The sequence below is a fragment of the Streptomyces endophyticus genome (assembly GCF_035798155.1).
GTDB classification, from domain to species: Bacteria; Actinomycetota; Actinomycetes; order Streptomycetales; family Streptomycetaceae; genus Streptomyces; species Streptomyces endophyticus.
The window spans coordinates 104,115-120,295 of the sequence record NZ_JAOZYC010000164.1; the positions used below are offsets into that span (position 1 = coordinate 104,115).

At 72.0% G+C, this 16,181-nt stretch carries 14 protein-coding genes; 8 read left to right on the forward strand and 6 right to left on the reverse strand.

Features of this window, described 5'->3' with window-relative positions:
- Positions 1–165: 165 nt before the first annotated feature.
- Positions 166–777 carry a TetR/AcrR family transcriptional regulator gene (locus OKJ99_RS33295; RefSeq protein ID WP_326021830.1) on the forward strand — a complete coding sequence of 204 codons (612 nt, stop codon included), beginning with the start codon at positions 166–168 and terminating at the stop codon, positions 775–777.
- Positions 778–871: 94 nt separating this feature from the next.
- The gene (locus OKJ99_RS33300; RefSeq protein ID WP_326021832.1) at positions 872–2,941 is read left to right on the forward strand and encodes a restriction endonuclease; all 2,070 of its coding nucleotides are present in this window, start codon (positions 872–874) and stop codon (positions 2,939–2,941) included.
- A gap of 18 nt (positions 2,942–2,959) precedes the next feature.
- Here OKJ99_RS33300 and OKJ99_RS33305 read toward each other — a convergent pair whose 3' ends face one another.
- From OKJ99_RS33305 to OKJ99_RS33320, 4 genes are read right to left on the reverse strand one after another with little or no spacing between them, the layout of a single operon-like run.
- Complete coding sequence (locus OKJ99_RS33305; RefSeq protein WP_407700816.1) at positions 2,960–3,760, reverse strand: GntR family transcriptional regulator; 801 nt, start codon at positions 3,758–3,760, stop codon at positions 2,960–2,962.
- A 41-nt stretch (positions 3,761–3,801) separates the two neighbouring features.
- Entirely contained in the window at positions 3,802–4,665 is an 864-nt protein-coding gene (locus tag OKJ99_RS33310) for a sulfite exporter TauE/SafE family protein (protein WP_326021836.1), read from the reverse strand.
- On the reverse strand, positions 4,662–6,101 hold the full coding sequence (locus tag OKJ99_RS33315) for an MBL fold metallo-hydrolase (protein WP_326021838.1): 1,440 nt from the start codon (positions 6,099–6,101) through the stop codon (positions 4,662–4,664). Before OKJ99_RS33315 ends, OKJ99_RS33310 begins: the two co-directional genes overlap by 4 nt.
- 47 nt (positions 6,102–6,148) lie before the next feature.
- The gene (locus OKJ99_RS33320) at positions 6,149–7,351 is read right to left on the reverse strand and encodes an NAD(P)/FAD-dependent oxidoreductase (protein ID WP_326021840.1); all 1,203 of its coding nucleotides are present in this window, start codon (positions 7,349–7,351) and stop codon (positions 6,149–6,151) included.
- Positions 7,352–7,514: 163 nt separating this feature from the next.
- Here OKJ99_RS33320 and OKJ99_RS33325 point away from each other — a divergent pair, with 163 nt between their 5' ends.
- On the forward strand, positions 7,515–8,405 hold the full coding sequence (locus tag OKJ99_RS33325; protein ID WP_326021841.1) for an aminoglycoside phosphotransferase family protein: 891 nt from the start codon (positions 7,515–7,517) through the stop codon (positions 8,403–8,405).
- Positions 8,406–8,433: 28 nt separating this feature from the next.
- Here OKJ99_RS33325 and OKJ99_RS33330 read toward each other — a convergent pair whose 3' ends face one another.
- Both OKJ99_RS33330 and OKJ99_RS33335 read right to left on the reverse strand, forming a co-directional pair.
- Positions 8,434–9,291, reverse strand: a complete 858-nt coding sequence (locus OKJ99_RS33330) for a PHB depolymerase family esterase (protein WP_326021842.1) — start codon at positions 9,289–9,291, stop codon at positions 8,434–8,436.
- A gap of 162 nt (positions 9,292–9,453) precedes the next feature.
- Entirely contained in the window at positions 9,454–10,524 is a 1,071-nt protein-coding gene (locus OKJ99_RS33335; protein WP_326021843.1) for an ArsR/SmtB family transcription factor, read from the reverse strand.
- A 243-nt stretch (positions 10,525–10,767) separates the two neighbouring features.
- Between OKJ99_RS33335 and OKJ99_RS33340 the strand changes: the two genes are divergently transcribed.
- The 5 genes from OKJ99_RS33340 to OKJ99_RS33360 all read left to right on the forward strand — a co-directional run bounded on the left by OKJ99_RS33340 (position 10,768) and on the right by OKJ99_RS33360 (position 16,181).
- Complete coding sequence (locus OKJ99_RS33340; protein WP_326021845.1) at positions 10,768–11,814, forward strand: tripartite tricarboxylate transporter substrate binding protein; 1,047 nt, start codon at positions 10,768–10,770, stop codon at positions 11,812–11,814.
- Positions 11,811–12,626 (forward strand): tripartite tricarboxylate transporter TctB family protein, encoded by an 816-nt coding sequence (locus tag OKJ99_RS33345; RefSeq protein ID WP_326021847.1) that lies wholly within the window; start codon positions 11,811–11,813, stop codon positions 12,624–12,626. Before OKJ99_RS33340 ends, OKJ99_RS33345 begins: the two co-directional genes overlap by 4 nt.
- A 3-nt stretch (positions 12,627–12,629) precedes the next feature.
- Positions 12,630–14,168: a tripartite tricarboxylate transporter permease gene (locus OKJ99_RS33350; protein ID WP_326021849.1), complete on the forward strand. Its 1,539-nt coding sequence runs from the start codon at positions 12,630–12,632 to the stop codon at positions 14,166–14,168.
- Between the two features lie 111 nt (positions 14,169–14,279).
- Complete coding sequence (locus OKJ99_RS33355; protein WP_326021851.1) at positions 14,280–14,666, forward strand: VOC family protein; 387 nt, start codon at positions 14,280–14,282, stop codon at positions 14,664–14,666.
- Positions 14,667–14,801: 135 nt separating this feature from the next.
- Positions 14,802–16,181: a C1 family peptidase gene (locus OKJ99_RS33360; protein ID WP_326021853.1), complete on the forward strand. Its 1,380-nt coding sequence runs from the start codon at positions 14,802–14,804 to the stop codon at positions 16,179–16,181.

The following is a 16,181-nucleotide window of genomic DNA, read 5'->3' on the forward strand; positions in this document are numbered from 1 at the left end:
GCAAGCGGGACCACCGAGAGCGGCGGGAACAGGAAGCGCCTGTCGGCCGACTTCCACGACGGGCTCGGCGGCGAGGACACACGGCGCTACGATGACGGCGCCGTCGCCGGCTGTACGGATGTTCAGTGGCGGGGCGGACTGAGCGGCCCAGCAGATCGGAGCATCGTGTCCACTCGACCCGCAGGTCACAAGGCCATCATCGAGGCCGCCCGCGAGGAGTTCTCCGAGCAGGGCTACGGGGCCACCTCGATCCGCGACATCGCCAAGCGCGCCGGAGTCAGCCTGTCCGCGCTGTACTACTACTACAAGGGCAAGCAGGACCTGCTCGTCGCCATCCTCGAAGAGGGCCTCGACGCCTACTTCGACGCCTGCGGGACGGCCCTCGAAGCGGCCGGGGGCGACCCCGCGGAGCAACTGGAGGCACTCGTCACCGCGACGGTCCAGTTCCGAATCGAGCACCCGGTCAAGAGCAGCATCGTGCAGACCGAGGGCCGCAGCCTCGAACCCGAACACCTCGCCCGCTACCGCAAGAACGAGGAGCGCGGTACCCAGCAGTTCCGCGAGGTCATCGAACGGGGCATCGCCGACGGCGTGTTCCTGACCCCCCACCCGGACGACGCCCGCCGCGCCGTGATCGCCATGTGCAACGCCATCGCCCAGTGGTACCGCACCGACGGCGAGGTGACCCCCGACGAACTCGTCGAGCGGTACGTGTCGTTGGCGCTGACGGTGGTGGAGTACCGGCCGCGTTCCGTGCGTCGGGCGGCTCGTGGCTGAGGCAGGTCGGCGCACGGGTGGTGTCCCGCTGAAGTAGTGCGGCTATACCTGGTTGTGGGGAGAATCAGGGCACTTGGGGGAGGGGCGCTCGCACATGAGTCGTCGCACGAGGGGAACGGTCGGCGTCTGGGCCGAGATGCAGCGGCAGCAGCAACGCCAGCGCGAGATCGAAGCCCGACGGAGCAGGCACGAAGCGCAGGAGATGCGCGCTTACCAGAGGCGTGCCGCGCAGAGTCGGCGCGAGTATCAACAGGCAGAGGTGCGGCGCCGCACGGAGGCGTTGGAGGCGCAGGTCGCCGCGTTGCAGGGACTCCTCGCGGCAGGCAGTCGGGCACCGGTGTTCCGCGCGTCCTCCTTACTGCGGACCGAGGAGGTCCAACCGTTCTCGCCGGGGCCACTGGCGCACCCGTTGCCCATGCCGAACCCGCAGCAGTACCAGGCGCAGGGCGGCTGGACCGCGGGGCGGCGGGCCCATGCGCAGGCCGAGGCGCGGGCCCGGTTCGAACGGGACTGGCAGTCCGCCCAGGCCGCAGAGGCGCACCGGCAGCGGCAGTTGGCCGCGTACCAGCGCGAACACCAGCAGCGCAGTGACGCGCACCTGGCGGAGATCCGGCGGCACAACGCCGCGGTCGAAGCGGTGGCCGACGGTGTGCGGCGCCGTGACCCGGATTCCGTCGTCGAGTACTTCTCGGCCGCGCTCTACGCGTCGTCGGCGTGGCCCGAGGGGTTTCCGCGCCAGGTGACGGCGGCCTACGACCCGGCCGCGCGGCAGTTGGTCCTGGACTGGGAGCTGCCCGCGTACGACATCGTGCCCGCGGGCAAGTCCGTGCGGTACATGGCCGGTGCCGACGAGTACAGGGAGACCGCCCGCCCTGTCGGGCAGCGCCGTGCGCTGTACCGGGAGGTGCTCGCGCAGTGCGTACTGCTGGCGGTGCACGAGCTCTTCGCCGCGGACGAGTCGGGGGCCCTGGAATCGGTGGCCCTGAACGGTTTCGTCGACGGCCACGACCCGACGACGGGCCGGCCCGAGCACCTCGTCCTGGCCACGGTGATGGCCACCCGCACCGCGTTCCGTGGCCTGCACCTGGCACAGGTCGACGCGTGCGGTTGCCTGGTCGACGCGCTCCGCGGGCAGCTCTCCGCACGTCCCGACCAGGCCGCCGTGGTCCGGCCGAGCCGGCGGCCCGGGGATGTCGGCAGCCGCGTCGTGGCCCACGGCGACGACACGGAACCGGACCTGTACGAGATGGACCCCATCGCGTTCGAGTCGCTCGTCGCCCGGCTCTTCGAGGCCATGGGCATGCAGGCGGTGACGACACAGCGGTCGAACGACGGGGGAGTGGACGTCAGGGCCCTGGACCCGACGCCGATCCGGGGCGGCGACATCGTCGTCCAGGTGAAGCGGTACCGCAACACGGTGCCACCCACCGCCGTACGCGACCTGTACGGGACGGTGCAGGACGCGGGCGCCAACAAGGGTGTCCTCGTGACCACATCGCGCTTCGGCCCGGGCTCCCACACGTTCGCCAACGGCAAGCCGCTGGAGCTGATCGCGGGTGCGGAACTCGTCGATCTGCTCCACCGGCACGGCCTGAGCGGCCAGTTGGGCGGTGGTACCACCGGTCGCCGTGGTGACGCGGCGCGGCAGCCGACGCCGGAGCGGGAACCCGCCCTGCCCGACGACTACAACGTCCTGGGCATGTCGTGGGCGGGCGAGGTCGCCCTGGACGTGTGCGCCCTCGTCTGCCGAGGCTCCCGCGTTCTCGGCGACGCGCACTTCGTCTTCTACAACAACCCCCGGACACCGGACGGTTCGGTGCGAGCCCTGCCGGCCAACGCCCCGGACAAGGCGGCGATCTGCGTGGCCTTCGACCAACTGCCCAGCGCGGCCGACCGGTTGGTGCTCGTGGCCGCCATCGACCCGGAGGTCGACCCCGACGCCGATCTTGCGGGATTCACCCAGGCCCGCATCCGACTGCTCGACCCGGGCCTCGCGGAGCTGGGACACCTGGAGGTCTCCGAGGGCCGCCCCGGCGAGACGGCCCTCGTCCTCGGCTCCTTCCGGCACCGGCCGGGCGGGGACTGGGACTTCGTCCTGGGCGGCAAGGGGTACACCGGAGGCCTGGAGGAACTGGTCCAGGACTTCGGCATCGAGGTGGAGTAGCCCCTCCGGAACGGCCTGTCAGGGCGTGGGCACGGGCCCGCCCAATCGGTAGCCGTCGTCGGCGGAGAACGCCGCGGCCACGGCGAAGCGGTCCGCGCGGACCAGGGTCTGGCGCCACTCGACCTGGCGATGCGCGGCGTCGTGGCCGAGCCGGTCGATCGCGAACAAGGCGGTGGACTCGGGGCAGTCGAGCAGCTTGCGCTCCGCGCGGGTGGGCACGACGGCCCGGATGCGCTCCCAGCCGCCGCTGATGTGCGTACGGCAGTGGCGCTCCAGCTCGTCGTAGAGCGAGGTGTGCGTGAAGTCGACGGACAGGAGCGGGCGGGCGATGTCCGCGGGGAGCCAGACGCGGTCGACGGCGAGCGGCTCACCGTCGGCGAGGCGCAGACGTTCCAGGTGCACCAGGGGAGTGGACTCCTCCAGGCCGAGACGGGCGGCGATGACACCGTCGGCACGCTGGTCGAGGCGGCGGACGGTGCTGCGCTGGACCGCGCCCACCTCCTCGACGGAGCGGAAGAGGCTGTACGCCTCGCCGACCTTCTGCTCCAGCGGCCGGCTCGCCGCGAACCGGGACACCCTGCCCCGCTGCGCCGTGACCAGGCCCTCCGCGCGCAGGGTGCGCAGCGCCTCGCGGACGGTGTGCCGGCTGACCTGGTATTCGGCGACGAGGTCGTGCTCGCCGGGGAAGACGTCCCGGAACTCGCCGTCCTCAAGGCGCCGCAGCAGGTCGGCGCGGAGCTGGGACCACAGCGGCGTGCCCTTGGACCGGGTGAGCGGACGGGGGCCGGACTGCGAGCTGCTGGTGGGCACGGGATGCATGCTCGTCGATTTGCGGAGGCGGTGCAAACCTTCGGGCGCACTCACACGACGGCGTCCACCAGCATGAAAGCCGCCGTCGCGAGCAGCAGGACCGCGAACGTGCGCTGCAGTGCCGGTCCCGACAGCTTGGCCGCCAGGCGCCTGGCGTCCCACGCCCCGAGGATCGCGGCGCCGACGAAGGGGCCGAGCACCGCGGGATCGATGGAGACGCCCTCGGTCGTCAGACGGGTGGTGAGGGACACCAGCGAGTTGAGCAGGGTGACGACGAGGCTGGTGCCGACGGCCGTCCGCATCGGCAGCCGCAGCACGGACACCAGGGTGGGCACGGCGAGGAACCCGCCGCCCACCCCGAGCAGCCCGGTCACCGCGCCGAGCCCGGCCCCGGCCCCGGCGGTCCGCAGGGGGCCGCCCCGGCCGACTTCGGTGGTAGAGGTGGCCGTCTGTGCCGTCTGTGTCGCCTCTCGTACTTGTACGGGGCCGGGGGCGGGCCCCGCTGCCGCCCGCGCCGGTGGGTCGGGGCTCGCGGGCGCCGCGTCGTCACAGGCACGGGTGCCGCGCAGCATCACCGCGGCGGCCACCCCGGCCAGCACGGCGAACGCGCCGGTCAGCAGGTTCTGCGGGAGGCGGTGCGCGAGCATCGACGCCCCGACGGTCGGCACTGCGCCGACCGCGGCGAACAGGAGGCCGGTCCGCCAGCGGACGGTTCCGGTGCCCACGTGGCGGGCGAGGGCGGTGGCGGAGGTGATCGTGACGATGAGCAGGCTGGCGGTGCCCGCGTCGGCGGGGGCGACGCCCAGGAGGTAGACGAGGGCGGGGACCGCGAGCACGCCACCGCCGCCGCCGAGCCCGCCGAGGGCCAGGCCGACGACGGCGCCGCAGAGCACGGCGAGGATCAGGATGTTCACGCGGGGACGCCGCCCGCGCCCGCCGGGCGCTCGACGGGGCCGTGCCATGCGGCGAAGCCACCGCGCAGGTCGTCGGCGTCGAAGCCGTGGGCCCGGAGCACGGAGGCGGCCACGGACGAGCGGTTGCCACTGGCGCACACCACGATGACCGGCTGGTGCTGATGCGGCGTCAACTCGCTGATGCGTGCGACGAGTTCGGGCAGCGGAATGGTGCGGGCGCCGGGGAGGGTGCCGGTGTCGTGGATCTCGCCGGGGGCGCGTACGTCCAGCAGGGTGAAGGGCCGGGTGCTGTCGGCGAGGCGGGCCGCGAGGGCCGTCGCTTCCACGCGTGGCGTCGACGTCATGTGCTCGGCCCGCAGGGTGTCGGCGGGCAGGGCGCCGAGGACCCGGTCGTAGCCGATGCGGGCGAGACGGTTGCGGGCCTCGCGCGCGGAGGCGGGGTCGCCGCACAGGACGAGGTCCGTCCCGGCCGGGAGCACCTCGCCGCAGAGTTCGGCGAACCGGCCGCCGAGCGGGACATCGACCGAACCGGGCAGGTGGCCGGCGGCGAAGGGGCCCGGGGCCCGTGTGTCGAGGACGGTCGCGCCGTCGGCGACGGCCTGCAAGGCGGCGTCCGGGGTGAGGGTGGGGACGGGGGAGTCCTCGTCGAGCACCGGGCGGGCCTCGCGGTTGCGCGCGGACGTGAAGGAGAAGTAGGCGGGCGCCGCGGACTGGCCGGAGGTCACGACCTCGACGAAGGCGTCCTCGGACATGTCGGCCAGGGCGTAGTTGGTGCGGCGCTGGGTGCCGAGCGTGCAACTCAGCGCGGTCGACAGGTTCTTGCCGCAGGCCGAGCCGGCCCCGTGCGCCGGGAAGACGCGGGTCTCGTCGGGGAGGGGGAGCAGGCGCTCGCGGGTGGAGCGGTACAGGGCGCGGGCCATGTCCTGGGCGGACCGGCCGCGCGCGTTGACCAGATCCGGGCGGCCGACGTCGCCGATGAACAGGGTGTCGCCGGTGAGGACGCCGTAGGGGACGGGGTCGCCGGCGTGCTCGCGTACGACGACGCAGACCGACTCCGGGGTGTGGCCAGGTGTGTGCAGGATCTCCAGGTCGACCTCCCCGAGGCGGAGGTGTCGGCCGTCGGCGAGGGGGTCGGTGTCGAAGTCGACGTCGGCGGCGGAGCCGTAGGAGATGGGGGCGCCGGTGCGCTCGGCCAGTTCCAGGTGGCCGGAGAGGAAGTCGGCGTGGACGTGTGTCTCGACGACGCGCTCGATGGTGAGGCCGTGGTGTGCGGCGGTGGCGAGGTATTCGTTGACATCGCGCTGGGGGTCGACCACGACGGCGCGGCCCGTGGTGCGGTCGCCGATGAGGTACGAGGCGTGCGAGAGGCAGTCGAGGTAGAACTGCACGAATATCAGCGGTCCTGTGCCGTCCTGGGTGACGGGCTCCTGGGGCATGACGGACTCCTGGGTCATGAAGCTGCTGTTCGGGGGAGGTGTGCGGGTCACGCGAGACCGCGGAGCATGAGGTTCCAGTACAGGAACGGCAGACCGTGCCGCTTGAGGTACCACATGTCGGTGCGCTCGCGGACGGTGTCGATGAGCGGGATCGACGGGGCGGGCCGGCTGCTGTAGTCGAACTCGGCGAGCAGCATCTTGTCGCGGGCCGTGGTCAGCGGGCACGAGGAGTAGCCGTTGTAGACGGCGAGCGGCTCCTGGCCGTGCATGGTCGCCAGCAGGTTCTCGACGACCACGGGTGCCTGCCGGCGCACGGCCGCGCCGGTCTTGGAGTTCGGCGAGGAGCCGGCGTCGCCGAGGGCCCAGATGTTGGGGTACCGGACGTGCCGCATCGTGTGCTTGTCGATCTCGACGTAGCCGGCCGGGCTCGCCGCGTCCGCGAGCGGGCCGTGCTTGAGCCAGTCCGGGGCGCTCTGCGGCGGGACGAGATGGGCCATGTCGTACGGGAGGGTCGTCTTGAGGCCCGTGCCGATGTCGGTGACGACGACCTCGCGCGCCTCCGGACGGACCTCGGTGACCTCGCTGCCGTAGTGGACGTGGATGCCGTACCGGCGGGCCACGCCCTCCAGGACCCGAGCGAACTCCGGGACACCGAAGATGGTGTCCGCCGGGAGCACCAGATGGATGTCCATTCGGCCGAGGACGCCTTCCCTGCGCCAGTGGTCGGCGGCGAGGTAGGCGATCTTCTGCGGGGCGCCGCCGCACTTGATGGCTCCGGACGGCATGCTGAACACGGCGCTGCCCGAGCGGGTCTCGCGGATGAAACGCCAGGTCACGGGCGCGGTGTGCGGCAGGTAGTTGCTGGAGAGCCCGTTCTGGCCGAGCCCGGCCTCAAGGCCGGGCACGCCGTCCCAGTCCAGCTGGATACCGGCGCAGACCACGAGATGGTCGTACGTCACGACACCGCCGTCGTCCAGCGTCACCTCCTGGGCCTCCGGATCGACGGCGACCGCGGCGCGCCGGATCCAGCGGACCCCCTTCGGCATCACGGACCGCTGCGGCCGCACGCTCTCCTTCAGCGGCGCCCGTCCGCCACCGACCAGCGTCCACAGCGGCTGGTAGTAGTGCCGCTCGCTCGGGTCGAGGACCGCGACGTCACGCTCGCCCGCACGCCGGAGCCGCGCCGCGACCGAGATACCGGCCGAGCCGCCGCCCACGATCACCGTCCGGTGGTGCTGCTTGGTCACCAAGGGAACCCCTCCCGATAATGTACGTACATCTAAGTTAGGGCGTGTACCCGTCGACGTACAAGTGACTGCCGGGTTGTGACGCAAGCTGTACGTACATTTACGGCCGCTCCGGCGCCGCGGAAAAAGGGGTGCGGCGGGCGGCGTGAGGCGTGAAGGTGTGTGGATGCGTCCGTCCATCGACACCGAACTGACCCGCAGACTCGTCGACGCGCAGTTCCCGCAGTGGGCCGGCCTGCCGCTGGAGCGCGTCGAACCGGGCGGCTCGGACCATGTCATCCACCGGCTCGGCGGCGAGCTCGCGGTGCGGATGCCCCGGCATCCCGGGCCGCTCGGCGCGCTCGGCAAGGAGTTCGCCTGGCTGCCCCGGCTCGCCCCGCGGCTGCCGCTCGCGGTGCCCGTCCCGGTGGCGCAGGGCCGACCCGGCTTCGGCTACCCCTGGCCCTGGTCGGTCTCCCGCTGGCTGGACGGGGAGACGGCGACCACCGAGAAGCTGGGCGACGACACCGCCGCCGCGGGTGAACTGGCGGGCTTTCTCCTGGCGTTGTGGGACTTCGGCCGCGTCCACCGGCCGGCGCCGGGAACCGCCGCGGTCCCGCCCCCGCAGCCCCTGGCCGACCGCGACCGTGCCACGCGCGCCGCGATCGCGCGGGCCGCGGACACCTTCGACGCGGAGGCGATGACCGCGGTGTGGGACGCGGCCCTGGCGGCCGAACCCTGGAACCGGCCGCCCGTGTGGGTCCACGGCGACTTCCACACCGGCAATCTGCTCACCGTCGGCGGCCGGCTCAGCGCGGTGATCGACTTCAGCGGCCTGGCGTTCGGGGACCCGGCCACCGACCTGATGATGGCCTACTCGCTGATGGCACCGCCCGGCCGGGCGCTCTTCCGCACCGCCCTCGCGCCGGACGCCGACACCTGGGCCCGCGGCCGCGGCTGGGGACTGACCGGCGCCCTCCTCGCGTACACCGCGTACGCCCACGAGTCACCGGGGATCGCGGCGGCGACGACCCGGCAGATCCACGCGGTGCTGGAGGACCGGGCGGAAGACTACTGAGGGGGCGGGGGTGGGCGCGGCCGCCGGCTCAGCGCCGCCCGAGCGCGCCCGCCGCGAACGCGCGGACCTCGTCCAGGACGCCCATCCCGTTGTGGGCCACGCCGGGAACGATGTCGAGGGACGCGTCGATCCCCAGGGAGCGATAGTTCTCGTACAGCGCCGTGATCCGCTCGACCCGGGTGCGGCCCACGGCGTCCGCGCCCTCCATCCAGTTGGAGTCGCCGGGGTTGTTGATCTCCCAGGTCTCGGTGTCCTCTTCGCCGACCACCAGCTGCACCGGCACCTCGCGGATGCGGTCCAGATCCACGGGCTTGCCGAAGCGCTCCTCGAAGCCGCCCGTGCCGAGCCACCATGCGCGCTCCGGGTCGATCAGGGTGACCCGCCCGGGGGCGCCGATCGACACCCCGGCCAGCCGTTCGGGGTGCAGCAGCAGGAAGCGGTGGGCGAATTGGCCGCCGCCGGAGAACCCGTGCAGCACGAAGCGTCCGGCGTCGACGCGCACGCGCTGCGCCGCCTCCTCGACGATCGCGAGGAGGGCCAGGTCGAAGCGGATGCCCTCGTACTCCATGAACTTGAAGTTGTGCAGGTCGTCCGGGTCGCTGCCGAGTCCCGCCGGGAACAGCGGGGCGAGCACCACGATGCCGTGCTCCTCCGCGAACCCGGCCATCGCGTCCCGGTACTGAGGGCCGGTGCGGCCGGTGCCGTGCTGCATCACCAGGAGCGGCAGGGGCTGCTCCGCCGTGCGGTGCGCGGTCGGCACGTACAGGCAGTACGACAGGCGTTGGTCGTGGCGGGACGCGAACTGGGTGGTGGCCCCGGTGACGTAGAAGTCGGTGGTCGACTTGGTGCGGGACCCCGTGGGGGAGGCGGTGCTCGGCGAGCTCATGCGGCGGGACCTCGATCGTGGTGCGGCGGTGCCCGGCGGACGGCCTGGTGGGCGCCGGGCCCTGACGGGCGCGGGATGTTCCGTCGTCAGCGTCGCCGGTGGGTCCGGTCACCTCAAGGAGATTGCCGCGCAGGAGTCAATGACCGTGCGGACCACGCCCGTTCAGCGGTGCAGCGCCGCGAGCAGGTCGCCACCGAGGGTGCGGACCGCCTCCTGGTCGAGCTGGTAGTGGACGCGTGCGCCGCGCCGGTGGGCGACCACGAGCCCGGACTCCCGCAGCCGTCGCAGGTGCCGGGACATCTGAGGTGGCGTCATCCGGTACTGCTCGGCCAGCTCGGTGGTGGTCATCGCCTCGCGCAGCAGAGTCCGGCAGAGGTCGACCCTGAGTGGTTCGTGCAGCACCTTCAGTCGCTGCCGCACCACATCGAGGGAGGGCGGTCCCGCGCCGTCCCCGCCGCGCACCGGGTACTGGACGACGATCGGGAACCCCGGGTAGTGCTTGATCGCCACATGCGGGTTGACGTGCAGGGACGGCACGAGGAGACAGGGTGTCCCGGCCAGTGGCACCCGCGCCTGGTACAGCTTCTCGAACTCCACCCGCGGCGGGTCGGTGAGCGCCCGCGCGGTCGGGAAGCCGGCCAGCACCGCGGCGCCGTCCTGCCGGTGCTCCTGGAACCGGCCCCTGACCTCGGAGCCCAGGGGACCCGCGACCCGCTCCCACTCCGCCCCGAACCACTGCTCGCCTGCCACGGTGAGGAACTCCGTGAGCGTCCCCCGCAGCCCCTCGGGGTCCGAGAGCAGCCGCGCGCCCAGCGTGAACCGGTCCTCCGCGTGCTGCCGCAGCCGCGCGAGGAACCGGCCCGGATCCCGCAGGGAGTCCTCGGGGCGCGGTGTGTTCTTGCCCAGCAGGGCCTGCGCCGTCATCCCGGTGAACGTCTCCTGGTCCAGAGCCGTGATCTCCGCGATCTCCACCGCGAGTTCGCGTTCCCCGTCCGCCGAAAGGGGCAGCAGATAGCGCGCCCTGAACGCGCCCCACAGCGGTGACAGGGCCGCCGCCCGGTCGAGCAGGGCGGGTTCGGCGTCCTGTCGCACCGCGTCCGCCCAGCGGCGCGAGGCCGGATGGTGGCCCGGTGTCTGCAAGGCGTGCAGGCAGGCGCAGAGTTCGGCGAGCGGGGAGACCCTGGGGACCACGAACCGGCTCGCCACCGGGCCGAGTTCGATCACGACGGGCATCCGCCGACCCTGGAGGATTGATGGTTTGGTGTCAATCCCCTTGCCGCCGCGACGGCGGGGCACGGAAGATCCAGGCCACTTGCGCCCTGCATATCCACGCCAGTGGTTCGTGCACGCCGTCCGTGCACGCCGTCCGTCCGCTCACGCCATCCGTCCGCTCACACCGGCCGTCCGCTCACACCGGCCGTCCGCTCACGCCGTCCGTCCGTTCACGCCCCTCGTCGCCGCGCTGGAGTCCCTTTCATGTCCCTGCTCTCCCGCCGCCCCCGGCCACCGGATCCGCCCCGGCGTGGGCGCATCGCCCTCGGTGTGCTGCTGGCGACCGTGCTCAGTACCGGTCTCGGTGGGTGTGCGATCGGGCCGGTCGAGTCCGGTGCCGCCGTCGTCGGCTACCCCTCCCGCGGCCTCGCGATCCTCGCCCCCGGCAGCGTGGGCGGGGGCTTCGACTCCCGCGCCCGGGGGATCGGCGCGGCGCTCACCGGCTGTGGTGTCATCGACGAGGACGTCACCGTCAGCAACGCGCCCGGCGCCGCGGGCACCATCGGCCTGGCCCGGTTGGCGGGCCGCGTCGACGACCCGTACCAGCTGATGACCATGGACACGGTGACCCTGCTCGGCGGCGGGATCCAGAACCACTCGCCGGTCTCCCTCACCCGACTCACGCCGATCGCCGGACTCACCGTGTCCACCACCGCCATCGTCGTCCCCGCCAAGTCCCGCTACCGCGACCTGCGTTCGCTGATGCGCGCCACCGCGAAGAAGCCCCGCGCCACCAAGTGGGTCGGTGGTTCCCTCGGCGGCCCCGACCACATCACCGTGGCCTCGCTCGCCCAGCGTGTGCACCTGGCCCCGGACCGACTCACCTACGTACCCACCGGCGGTGGGGGAGAGGTCCTCAACATGCTGCTCAGTGGTGTCGCCACGGCCGGGCTCTCCACCCTCTCCGAGATCCGCCCCCAAGTGGAGGCGGGCAAGCTGCGCATCCTCGCGGTCTCCGGCGGCAGGTCGCCGAAGGACCTCGGCTCCCCGCCCACGCTCGACGAACTCGGGTACGGAGACGACGCCGTGGACGCCATCGGCGGTGTCATGGCGCCGCCCGGCCTGAACGCCGCCGAACAGCGCACCGTTGTCCGGCTCATCGACAAGATGCGGCGCACGAGTTGCTGGAAGAAGACTCTTCGTGAGAACGACTGGGACCAAGTCTGGCTCCCAGGACGGAAGTTCGGGGCGCTCATCGCCCGGCAGCAGAAGCAGGTCGGTGCCGTGCTGAAGGAGGTCGGTCTCGGATGAGCGACCAGAGCCCGCTCGACCGGAGCCCGCAGGACCGGAGCCCGCACGGCCGGGTCCCGCAGGACCGGACCGCGCAGGACCGGGCCGCGCAGGGCCGGACCGCGCAGGGCCGGACCGCGCAGGGCCGGACCGCGCAGGGCCGGACCGCGCAGGACCGGACCGCGCAGGATCGGACCGCGCAGGATCGGACCGCGCAGGATCGGACCGCGCAGGACCGGAGCCCGCAGGACCGGACCGCGCAGGACCGGACTCCGCATGACCGGACCGCGCACGACCGGGTCCCGCACGGCGGAATCCCGCACGGCCCAGTGGCGCACGCCCCGGCCGCAGGACGCCCCCTCGCTCCCCGCGTCGCCGCGCTCGCCTTCCTCGCCGCCGGTGTCACCATCCTCGCCCTCGCGTTCGCGATTCCCACCCCGGCGCTCGCCGAGGGCACCGATGTCGGGCCGCGCGCCTTCCCGCTCCTCATCGGTGCGGGCCTCACGATCACCGCCGCGATCAACGCCGTCCAGTGCTTCCGCGGCAGCGACCCCGCCCATGACGAACAGGCCCGCGAGGAGGCCCGCGTCACCGAATGGCGTCCGGTGGCGCTGCTCCTGGTGACCCTGGCCGGGTACGTCCTCATGCTGGAGTTCCTCGGCTACTGGCAGACCACCGCGGTGCTCTTCGCCGCCGTCGCCCGGATCCTCGGAAGCCGCCGCAGCGGACGCGACCTGCTGGTCGGTCTCGCCCTCGCGCTCGCGACGTATCTGCTCTTCGACCAGTTGCTCGGCATCCACCTCCCGCCCGGCTATCTGCGATGGGACCTGTAACCCATGGATGTGCTCTCCCATCTGGGCGAGGGGTTCGCCCACGCGTTCAGCCCGCTGCATCTGCTGCTCGCGCTCGGCGGCTGCGTGCTCGGCTCACTGGTCGGTGTGCTGCCCGGACTCGGCCCCGCCACCACGGTGGCGCTGCTCCTCCCGCTCACCTCCGTCGTCGACCCGGTCGGCGCGCTCGTCCTCTTCGCGGGCATCTACTACGGCGGCATGTACGGCGGTTCGACCACCGCGATCCTGCTCAACGTTCCCGGTGAGACGGCCTCCGTGCCCACCACCCTGGAGGGGCATCCGATGGCCCGCGCGGGCCGCGGCGGCGCGGCGCTCGCCACGGCCGCCATCGGCTCCTTCGTGGCGGGAACCCTGTCCACGCTGGGCGTGACGTTCGCGGGCCCCGCCTTCTCCTCGATCGCCGAACACATCCAGCCCGCCGAGTACTTCGCGATCCTGGTGCTGGCCTTCGCCACCGTCACCGCGGTCGTCGCCGACGCGCCGGTGCGTGGACTGTGCAGCCTCTTCCTGGGCCTCGCCATCGGCCTCGTCGGCATCGACAGCCTTACCGGGCAGGCCCGTTACACGTTCGGTGTTCCCGAACTCTTCGATGGCATCGCTCTCGTCGCCATCGCGGTCGGACTCTTCGCGATCGCCGAGGCGCTGTACACCGCGGCCCGGCTGCGGCGCGCCCCGGATCCCGAACCGCTGCCGCTGCGCGGCCGGATCGGCATGACGCGGCAGGACTGGCGCCGCTCGTGGAAGCCGTGGCTGCGCGGCACCGCCCTCGGCATGCCCATAGGCGCACTGCCGGCCGGCGGCGCGGAGATCCCCACCTTCCTCAGCTACAACCTGGAACGGCGCCTGACCAAGCACCCCGAACAGTTCGGCAAGGGTGCCATCGAGGGCGTCGCAGGCCCGGAGGCCGCCAACAACGCCGCGTTCTCCGGCGTCCTGGTGCCGCTGCTCACCCTCGGCATCCCCACGTCGGCGACCGCGTCGATGCTGCTCATCGCGTTCCAGATGTACAACGTGCAGCCGGGACCGCAACTGTTCGAGACGCAGCCCACCTTGGTGTGGACCCTCATCGCCAGCCTCTACATCGGCAATGTGGTCCTGCTCCTCCTCAACCTTCCCCTGATCCCGCTCTGGGTGAAGCTCCTGAAGATCGACCGTCCGCTGCTCACCGCAGGGATCCTCGTCTTCGCCACCCTCGGCGTCTACGCCCTGGCGCAGAACCCCTTCGACCTCGCGGTCGCCCTGGCCTTCGGCGTCCTCGGCTTCCTGCTGCGCCGCACCGGTTACCCCCTGGCCCCGCTGGTCCTGGGCGCGGTGCTCGGCCCCATGACCGAAACCCAGTTCCGCCGTGCCCTCACCCTCGCCGAGGGCGACTGGACCGTCTTCGTCACGCGACCGGTGTCGGCGGCGATCCTGGCCCTGGCGGCGCTGGCCCTGATCGGACCGATGCTGGTACGCCGCAGGGGACCGTCCGCGCGCGCTCAGGCGGAGGACTCCGCGCCGACCCACCCCGTCAACGCCCCGTAGCGAGGAGGTCGAGGATGTGAAGGGGCGCGCCGGGGAATAGCCCTTGCCGCCGCGCTGCTGCTGGACTAGGCAGTCCATGACAGTGCAACCGACAGGACGGGGACCCTACCCATGCGAGTCAAAGCTCTCGATCACCTGGTGTTGAACGTGGCCGACGTCGACAAGTCGCTGGAGTTCTACACCGGCCGACTGGGACTCGCGCCCGAGCGGGTGGAGGAGTGGCGGGCCGGGAAGGTCCCGTTCCCGTCCGTCCGGATCGACGACAGCACGGTCATCGACCTGTTCGCCACGGCACGGACCGAGTCCAACGTCGACCACTTCTGCCTCGTCGTCGACCCCCTGGACTGGCAGGAGGTCATCGACTCGGGGGCGTTCGAGGTCCTGGAGGGCCCGGTGCCGCGCTGGGGCGCGCGGGGGCAGGCACAGTCCGTGTACGTCAAGGACCCGGACGGGAACACCGTCGAACTCCGGTGGTATCCGCAGGACGCCGAGGGCTGAGTCCTGGACCGACGATCATGAACACCGGTCCGTTGACTGGCTAGAACGGCCGTGCGACGGTGAGAACGCGTTGCCCTTTTTACCTGCCAGGCCCCGCGCGAGCACGGGCCGATTCGAGAATGGGAAGCGGATACCGTGACGCTCGGACACACCCACACCTCTCAGCCCACCGACGCTCCGGACGACAGCGACCGCAGTCTCACTCCGGCACAACTCGAGGCCTACGAGAAGGAGTTCGCCGCCCGTCCCGCGAACCGGCTGATGCAGAACGCCGTGACGCAGACGACGGTGGACGACATCGCCCTGGACCGGCGGATCGTCACCGCCATCGACCACACCGTCTCGCACCACCTGGACGACTGGAAGGTCACCAACCAGAAGCGCAGCGGCCGCTGTTGGATGTTCGCCGGACTCAATCTGCTGCGCGTGGGCGCCGCGGAGAAGCTTGGTGTGAAGGACTTCGAGTTCTCCCAGAACTACGTGCTGTGGTGGGACAAGTTCGAGCGCGCGAACCACTTCCTGGAGAGTGTCATCGACACCTCCGACCGCGATGTCGACGACCGTACGGTGGCGCATCTGCTCGGCGATCCGATCAGCGACGGCGGGCAGTGGAACATGTTCGTGGCGCTGGTCGCCAAGCACGGCCTGGTGCCCAAGTCGGCGATGCCGGAGACCGAGAGCTCGTCGGCGACCGGGCCGATGAACCGGGCCCTGATGAGCCTGCTGCGGCAGGGCGCCCGTGATCTGCGGCGCGCCGCGGCCGAGGGCGTGGAGGCGCAGCGCGCCCGCAAGGCGGAGGTGCTCGGCGCCGTCCACCGCGTGCTCAGCATCCACCTCGGCACACCACCGCAGTCGTTCCTGTGGCAGTGGCGGGACAGCGACCAGGAGTTCCACCGCGACGGCTGGACGACGCCGACCGAGTTCGCCGAGGCGTATGTGCGAATACCCCTCGACGAGTACGTGTGCCTCGTCCACGATCCGCGCGAGTCCAGCCCGGCCGGCCGCACCTTCACCGTCGAGCACCTGGGCAACATCGTCGAGGCGCCGCCCGTGGTCTACCTCAACGCGGACATCGACCTGCTCAAGCGCCTCACCATGGAGGCCGTCGTGGGCGGCGAGCCGGTCTGGTTCGGCTGCGACGTCGGCCAGCAGATGCGCGCCGACCTCGGCATCTGGGACGCGGAACTCTTCGACTACGAGGCCGTCTACGACGCGTCGTTCGAGCTCGACAAGGCGGACCGGCTGCTCCACCACGAGACCCAGATGACCCACGCGATGCTCTTCACCGGCGTCGATGTCGTGGACGGAGCGCCGCGCCGCTGGCGGGTCGAGAACAGCTGGGGCGAAGAGAAGGCCGACAAGGGCTTCTGGACCATGAACGACTCGTGGTTCGGCGAGTACGTCTTCGAGGTCGCCGTCCGCCGCTCCGCCCTCCCGCCGGAGCTCTCCGCCGCCCTCGACGAGCCGCCGATCGTGCTGCCCGCCTGGGACCCGATGGGCGCGCTCGCCGACTGA